Source organism: uncultured Aquimonas sp. (assembly GCF_937888285.1).
GTDB lineage: Bacteria > Pseudomonadota > Gammaproteobacteria > Xanthomonadales > Xanthomonadaceae > Aquimonas.
In genome coordinates this window covers 1-7,604 of sequence record NZ_CALART010000072.1, presented here as the reverse complement: position 1 = coordinate 7,604, position 7,604 = coordinate 1, and the positions used below count along the sequence as shown (strand labels likewise).

General features: G+C 65.3%; 6 protein-coding genes. 3 read left to right on the top strand and 3 right to left on the bottom strand.

From position 1 onward, the window contains the following. From Q0654_RS14320 to Q0654_RS14310, 3 genes are all read left to right on the top strand, one after another. Positions 1-490: ATP-binding protein (locus Q0654_RS14320; RefSeq protein ID WP_298854949.1), on the top strand; the 490-nt coding region annotated here is incomplete at its 5' end. Continuing rightward, a complete protein-coding gene (locus Q0654_RS14315; protein WP_298852431.1) occupies positions 487-885 on the top strand; it encodes a hypothetical protein in 399 nt (132 codons plus the stop codon). The genes Q0654_RS14320 and Q0654_RS14315, both read left to right, overlap by 4 nt. Continuing rightward, positions 882-1,493 (top strand): hypothetical protein, encoded by a 612-nt coding sequence (locus tag Q0654_RS14310; protein ID WP_298854947.1) that lies wholly within the window; start codon positions 882-884, stop codon positions 1,491-1,493. The genes Q0654_RS14315 and Q0654_RS14310 overlap by 4 nt, the downstream gene beginning before the upstream one ends. Before the next feature lie 556 nt (positions 1,494-2,049). Here Q0654_RS14310 and nuoN read toward each other — a convergent pair. The 3 genes from nuoN to nuoL are packed head-to-tail and all read right to left on the bottom strand — an operon-like array spanning position 2,050 to position 7,111. Beyond that, entirely contained in the window at positions 2,050-3,492 is a 1,443-nt protein-coding gene (nuoN, locus tag Q0654_RS14305; RefSeq protein ID WP_298854945.1) for an NADH-quinone oxidoreductase subunit NuoN, read from the bottom strand. A gap of 15 nt (positions 3,493-3,507) precedes the next feature. Beyond that, positions 3,508-5,019, bottom strand: a complete 1,512-nt coding sequence (locus Q0654_RS14300; protein WP_298854943.1) for an NADH-quinone oxidoreductase subunit M — start codon at positions 5,017-5,019, stop codon at positions 3,508-3,510. Between the two features lie 34 nt (positions 5,020-5,053). Next, a complete protein-coding gene (gene nuoL / locus Q0654_RS14295) occupies positions 5,054-7,111 on the bottom strand; it encodes an NADH-quinone oxidoreductase subunit L (protein ID WP_298854941.1) in 2,058 nt (685 codons plus the stop codon). Positions 7,112-7,604 lie beyond the last annotated feature (493 nt).

The window sequence follows — 7,604 nt, the reverse complement described above, 5'->3', positions numbered from 1 at the left end:
ATTTTCAACGCGCGAAACCGCCTTTTGCTGGTCAATTTTCAGCGCGCCTCAACACTTGGGCGCGGTTCTGCTCATCGACGAGGTCGAGGGGTTCTTGTCCGATCGAAAAGGCCTGCGTCAGAGCTGGGAGCTGACCATGGTCAACGCTTTGCTGACCGCACTCGACAGCTTCGATGGCTACGTCGTGCTGACCACCAATCTCTTCGAGCGATTGGACCCCGCGGTGCTGCGGCGGCTGGAGCACAAACTGGAGCTTCGCCCACCGACGGCAGAACAGCGACGCAGCCTGTGGGGGCAGTTTCGCGAGCACTTTGGCTGGGGCCAGGGCGCGGATCTCGAGGCGCAGATTGATGCCCTGGATGGGCTCACCCCGGGGGACTTTCATCAGGTGGCGCGCCAGTACCTCGGCGATCCAGGTCAAGCCACACCGTTCGCCGTGCTGCAGGCCCTGCGGGCCGAGCTGGCATTGAAGTCGAAGGTGGCAGCATGAACCTGCACCTCTTCCTTCGGGCCTGTGCCCCGTGCGCGTTCGTGCTCAGCCTGACCGGATGCATGCCGGCCGCCCTGCCCGACTGCGCGGATCCAGAGATTGTGCAAACCGCCCGGCAGATCAGCATCGACTCGCTGATCCGCGAGGCGGCCAGCATGCCGGAGCTTCCCCGCCTCATCCGCGAGACCTTGGACATTGATGTCGTCGACGCCCGCACGCTGAGTCGTGCTGCCTCCGGCGAGGAGGTTCGCTGCGCTGGCAGCCTTTGGATGCGGCTTCGCGAGGAGGATCGCAGTGCAAACTGGCAGGGCGCCATTCCCGAACAGCGGATTCCGATGACCTACCGCCTGAGCTTCAACGATCGCGGAGAGATCTGGGTGGAGGTGCACCAATGAGTTCGCACGCTCTGCCAAGCCGACCGATCGCGGGCGCGCTGTTCGAGACCTGGATGGGGCGTCGCCCAGCGCCGCTCCTGGTTGCGCCCTTTCCGGTCAAGGTCTCGGAGCTGCTCGATGCCTGGACTTGGGAGTTCGAAGACCTGAACCCAGACCTTGAGCTGTGCCTGCGCGAGACGCTGGAATCCGGCTGGAACATTGAGCTGTTCGTGCGCACTCGTCGGGCTGGACGAGTGTGGGGGCTTCCCTACTGGAGCAGCCTGCATCCGGTTCGGATCAACGACCGCTGGGTGGATCTCGCCCGCGGCGATCTCGATCCACAAGCGCTGCCCCTGGAACCCTGCGAGTCGCCACAGACCCTGATCGAGCGGGAGCTGTTCGCGCCGTTCGCGCTGTGGGTGGATGAGGTGCTCTCGAACGCACGTTGGCTGCTGTTCTTCGGCGGCACCCACGGCTCCCAAGTTGCCCTGCACCCCGGCCTGACAGCGCCGCATCGCGACGACCTGATTGATGCGCAGTCCTTACGTGGCGCCGAGGAGTCACCCGCCCCCTTCGCGACGCTGCAGGAGCGCCTGAAGCGCAATCGCCTGAAACTCCCCCGCGACTGAGCGAAGCACGACGCCAGCCCGAGGGGGTGCCGCGGCTCCCGCTTGAGCCACCACTCGAAAGGAGTCGAGTCGGCTGCCGCTGGAGTTCGATCGTGGTCAGGCTTTGACGACCGGGAACGCGATTGAGCCCAGGCCGAGGCCTGGGTTCTCGATCATCAGGTCGAGCATGGTTGGGAGCAGGCTCTCCAGCAGTCGCACCCCATCCTCGACCTGGGGCCGATTGACGCCGCTGTGCTCCAGATCGCACCGCCGTGCACCGGTGAGCAGCGCAGCACGTACAGACGGTCGAAGACAATGGACAAGCCGAGGCCAAAGCCGCATCCGCCATTGAGCTTCAAGGCATGCTGAGGGTGGGCGGGGTTAGCTTCGGTGGATTGGTCGTCGAGCGCACCTCGGCTGCCGCATCAGGTCGAAATGCAGGGCTTGCGCAACGGGCAGACAGCCAACTGGATTTGGCGGCGCCGGCAAGCGCCTCGCATTCAGTCCCGGAAACGCGAAGGGCGCCCGTACGGGCGCCCTTCGGATGCAGCCAGGATTCAAGTCGCAAGCAGTTGGCTCAAGCCCCCGTTGCGCGCAGGCACCACTGCATGATGGGGCTCCAGAAGATGCCCAGCACCAGCATGGCCAGGCCGTTCACGGTCAGCAGCCAGCGCAGCTGCGGGTCAGGATTGAGCGGCTGGTTGTTGCTGTCTTCCGGCGCATCGAAGTACATGGTGCGAATCACGCGCAGGTAGTAGAAGGCGCCGATGACCGCGAACACCACCGCGACCAGGGCCAGCCAGAGCATGTCGGCGCCGACGGCGGCTTCGAGCACGGTCAGCTTGGCCCAGAAGCCGAACAGCGGCGGGAAGCCGGCCAGTGAGCCCATCAGCAGCAGGATCAGGAAGGCGAACCAGGGGTGGCGCTGGTTCAGGCCGCGGAAGTCGCTGATCTCTTCGGCCTCGAAGCCTTTTCGCGCCAGCAGCATGATCGAGGCGAAGGCGCCGACCGACATGATCGCGTAGCAGATCGCATAGAACATCGCCGCGGCGTAGCCCTGCTCGGTGCCGGCGGCAAGACCGAGGAACAGGAAGCCGACGTGTGAGATGGTCGAGTAGGCCAGCATGCGCTTCAGGTTGGTCTGCGCAATCGCAACGACATTGCCCACGGCGAGCGACAGCACCGCCAGCCAGGCCAGCATGTGGCGCCACTCGCTGACGTCACCGACCGCACCTTCAAGCAGCCGGTAGGCCATGCCGAAGGCAGCCAGCTTGGGCGCCGAACCGATGAAGGCGGTGACCGCAGTGGGCGCGCCCTGGTAGACATCGGGCAACCACATGTGGAAGGGCGCGGCGCCGAACTTGAAGGCGATACCGACCACCAGGAAGACGACGCCCAGCAGCAGGATGCCGCGGTTGTCGCCGACGCTGCCGAGCGCCGCCTGGATCGTGGCGATGTCGAGGCTGCCGGTCGCGCCATACAGCATCGACATACCGTAGAGCAGCATGCCCGAGGCCAGTGAACCGAGAACGAAGTACTTCATCGCCGCTTCGGTGGCGAGCTTGTTGTCGCGGTCGATGGCGACCAGTGCGTAGGACGACAGCGCCAGCAGCTCCAGGCCCATGTACAGGCTGAGCAGGTTGCCGGCCGAAACCAGCACCATCATGCCGAGCACTGCAAACAGGCAAAGCACGTAGAACTCGCCCTTGAACAGGCCACGGTCCTGCAGGTAGGGCTTGGCGTAGACGAAGGCCGCGCCGGTCACGATCAGCATGAACACCTTCAGCACGTCGGCCACGCCGTCGCGGATGAACATGCCGCCGAACGCGGTAACCGCCTCACCCGCGATGCCGTCGCGCAGCACCAGCGCTGCCGTGGCGAGCAGGGTCAGCAGGCCGAGGAAGTGGGTCAGGCCGCGGCGCGCATCGCTGATGAAGAGATCCACCAGCAGCAGCACGCAGGCGGCGCCGAGCAGGAACAGCTCGGGAGTGAGCGGAATGAAGTCGGAGGCAGTGATCATGGTCGTCGTCCTCGCTTACAGCTTGCTGGCGGCAAGCTGGGCCGCGAGTTGGGCGATGGAGGCGTCCATCAGGTCGGTCAACGGCTTGGGATGGATGCCGAAGTACAGGACAGCGGCGGCGAACAGGGCCAGCACGAGGAACTCGTGCCCGCGCAGATCCTTGAGCGCGGCGACATTGGCATTGGCCACTTCGCCGTACATCACGCGCTTGACCATCCACAGGGTGTAGGCCGCACCGATGATCAGGGTGAGTGCTGCGATCGCGCCGATCCACGGGCTCTGCTGGAAGGCCGCCAGGATCACCATGAACTCGCCGACGAAGCCGGAGGTACCTGGCAGGCCACTGTTGGCCATGGCGAACAGCACGAAGAACGCCGCGAACATCGGCATGACATTGGCCACACCGCCGTAGTCCTTGATCATGCGGGTGTGCATGCGGTCGTAGACCACGCCCACGCAGCTGAACATCGCGCCCGAGATGAAGCCGTGGCTGATCATCTGCACCATCGCGCCCTGCAGGCCGAGCTCGGCGCCGTCAGTGCGGCCACCGCGCACCAGCGCGAAGGCGATGAAGATGCCCAGGGTGACGAAGCCCATGTGGCTGATCGAGGAATAGGCGATCAGCTTCTTCATGTCCTCCTGCACCAGCGCGACGAGGCCGACGTAGACCACGGCGATCAGGCTCAGGGTGATCATCAGCCAGGCGTAGTCGTGGCCGGCGTCCGGTACGATCGGCAGGGTGAATCGCAGGAAGCCGTAGCCGCCGATCTTCAGCATGATCGCGGCCAGCACCACCGAACCCGCGGTCGGCGCCTCGACGTGGGCGTCGGGCAGCCAGGTGTGCACCGGGAACATCGGAATCTTCACCGCAAACGCCGCGAAGAAGGCGAAGAACAGCCACATCTGTTCGGTGGCGGTCAGCGGCAGCGCGTACAGGTCGGCGAGAGCGAAGCTGCCGCCCTTCAGGTACAGGTAGACCAGCCCGACCAGCATGAAGATCGAGCCGAGGAAGGTGTACAGGAAGAACTTCATCGAGGCGTAGATGCGGCGGTAGCCGCCCCAGACGCCGATGATGATGAACATCGGGATCAGCATGCCCTCGAAGAACACGTAGAACAGCACGGCGTCGAGCGCGCAGAACACGCCGATCATCAGGCCTTCGAGGATCATGAAGGCGGCCATGTACTGGTGCACGCGCTCGTCCACCGAAGTCCAGGCGCCGATCAGCACCAGCACGCTGGTGAAGGTGGTCAGCAGCACCAGGGCGAGGGCGATGCCATCGACGCCGAGGTGATAGTGGATCTTGAAGGCCTCGATCCAGACGTGCTTCTCGACGAACTGCATCGCCGCCGAGCTGGCGTCGAAGCCGGTGTACAGCGGAATGCTGAGGACGAAGGTAGCGAGTGTCACCAGCAGGGCGAACCAGCGCACCTGGTTGGCGCGTTCGGAGCCAAAGGCAAGCGCTGCGAAGCCGCCCAGGATGGGCAACCAGATCAGCAGGCTGAGCAGGGGAAGGGTCGAGGGCATCGGCGTTTTTTCCTTGTAATCCGTATGCCGCGCGTTACACGCGCAGTGACCAGATCAGCGCGCCGAGCAGCGCGATCAGGCCCAGAATCATGGCGAAGGCGTAGTGGTACATCAGGCCGGACTGGACGTTGCGCACCACCGCGGCGATGCGGTCCACCAGTGCTGCCGAGCCGTTCACCGCCACGCCGTCGATGACCGCCGTGTCGCCGGCCTTCCAGAACAGACGTCCCAGCTTCAGGCTGCCGCCGGCGAACACCGCCTGGTTGAAGTCGTCGAAGCCGTACTTGTTCTCCAGCACCCGCACCGGCAGGGCAAAGCTCTTGCGCATCCGCGCGGCCAGATCCGGATTGAACAGGTAGAGGTAGGTGGCCGCGGCGAAGCCCGCAAAAGCCAGCCAGAACGCCGGCGAGGCGTAGAAGTGCAGGCCGAAACCGACGGCCGCCGAGACCCAGCCGTGGGCGTCATGCCACAGCTTGGCGGCGACACCAGCCAGGCTGTCGTGCTCGGGCAGCACGGTGATCGCGCCGGCGAAGTAGTCGCCGAACACCATCGGGCCGACGGTGAGGAAACCGATCGCGATCGAGGGAATCGCCAGCAGGATCAGCGGCAGGGTCACGACCCACGGCGACTCGTGCGGCTCGTGCGCACCGTGGCCATGACCGTGGTCATCGTGGTGCGCATCGTGGTGATGATCGTCGTGCGCATGCGCATCGCGGAAGCGCTCGGGGCCGTGGAAGGTGAGATACAGCAGTCGGAAGCTGTAGAAGCTGGTGATGAACACGCCCAGCATCACCGCCCAGTAGGCGTAGTGCTGCACCCAACCGCCCTGCCCCGCGGCGACGCCGGCGGCTTCGATGATGGTGTCCTTCGAGTAGTAGCCCGACAGGAAGGGCGTGCCGACGAGTGCCAGGGTTCCGATCAGGCTGGTGATCCAGGTGATTGGCATGTACTTGCGCAGGCCGCCCATGCGGCGCATGTCCTGCTCATGGTGCATGCCGATGATCACCGAGCCCGCGGCGAGGAACAGCAGGGCCTTGAAGAAGGCGTGGGTCATCAGGTGGAAGACCGCGCCGGCATAGGCCGACACGCCCAGCGCCACGGTCATGTAGCCCAGCTGCGACAGGGTCGAGTAGGCGACCACGCGCTTGATGTCGTTCTGCACCACGCCGATCAGGCCGGTGAAGAGCGCGGTGGTGGCGCCGATGAACAGCACGAAGGCCAGCGCGGTCTCGCTCATCTCGAACAGCGGCGACATGCGCGCCACCATGAAGATGCCGGCGGTGACCATGGTCGCGGCGTGGATCAGGGCCGAGATCGGAGTCGGGCCTTCCATCGAGTCCGGCAGCCAGACGTGCAGCGGCACCTGCGCCGACTTGCCCATGGCGCCGATGAACAGGCAGATGCAGATGAAGGTCGGCACCGCCCACTGCGCACCCGGCCAGATCTCGACGGTGAGGCCAGCCAGCTGCGGCGCGTTGTTGAAGGCGGTCTGGTAGTCCAGCGTGCCCAGCCAGTACAGCACGCCGGCGATGCCCAGCAGGAAGCCGAAGTCGCCGACTCGATTGACCAGGAAGGCCTTCATGTTGGCGAACACCGCCGTCGGCTTCTTGAACCAGAAACCGATCAGCAGATAGGACACCAGGCCCACCGCTTCCCAGCCGAAGAACAGCTGCAGGAAGTTGTTGCTCATGACCAGCATGAGCATCGAGAAGGTGAACAGGCTGATGTAGGCGAAGAAGCGCTGGTAGCCCGGGTCTTCTTCCATGTAGCCGATAGTATAGATGTGCACCAGCAGGGACACGAAGGTGACCACCACCATCATCATCGCGGTGAGGCGGTCGACCAGAAACCCGACGTGGGCCGAGTACTCGCCGATCTCGAACCAGGTGTAGATGTTCTGGTTGAACACCGGTGCCCCACCCCAGACCAGCTGGTAGAGCACCTGCACCGACAGCGCGCAGGACACCGCCACGCCGAGGATGGTCACCCAGTGCGCGCCGGCGCGACCGATCTGCCTGCCGAACAGGCCAGCGACGATGGCGCCGAAGAGGGGCGCGAGCGCGATCAGCAGGAGTACGTTTTCAGATATCACGGCTCGTTTCCATTGCTTATGCGTGCGGCACTGCGGGTTGCCCTGCGGCCTTGGGCTGCAGCCTGCGCGGTGGAGCGGGTGCGCGGCGCGGCTTGTTTGCTACCGAAACCATCGCAAGCGAGCGCCCGGGAGCGCCCCCTCTTGCTTCGCGCGCGGCCGAACCGAGCGCGCCTTGAATCGTGCGTGTCGCTGCCATCCGTGGCGCCCAGCCGAGGGGTTCCGACCCCCGGCCCGCGCATCCTTGCGCGGGCGTTCGGCCTGCGCGAGCCAGTGGCTCGCGCTCACCTTGAATCCAGCCTCTCGCTGCCATCCGTGGCGCTCACGCGAGGGGTTCCGACCCCCGGCCCGCGCATCCTTGCGCGGGCGTTCGGCCTGCGCGAGCCAGTGGCTCGCGCTCACCTTGAATCCAGCCTCTCGCTGCCATCCGTGGCGCTCACGCGAGGGGTTCCGACCCCCGGCCCGCGCATCCTTGCGCGGGCGTTCGGCCTGCGCG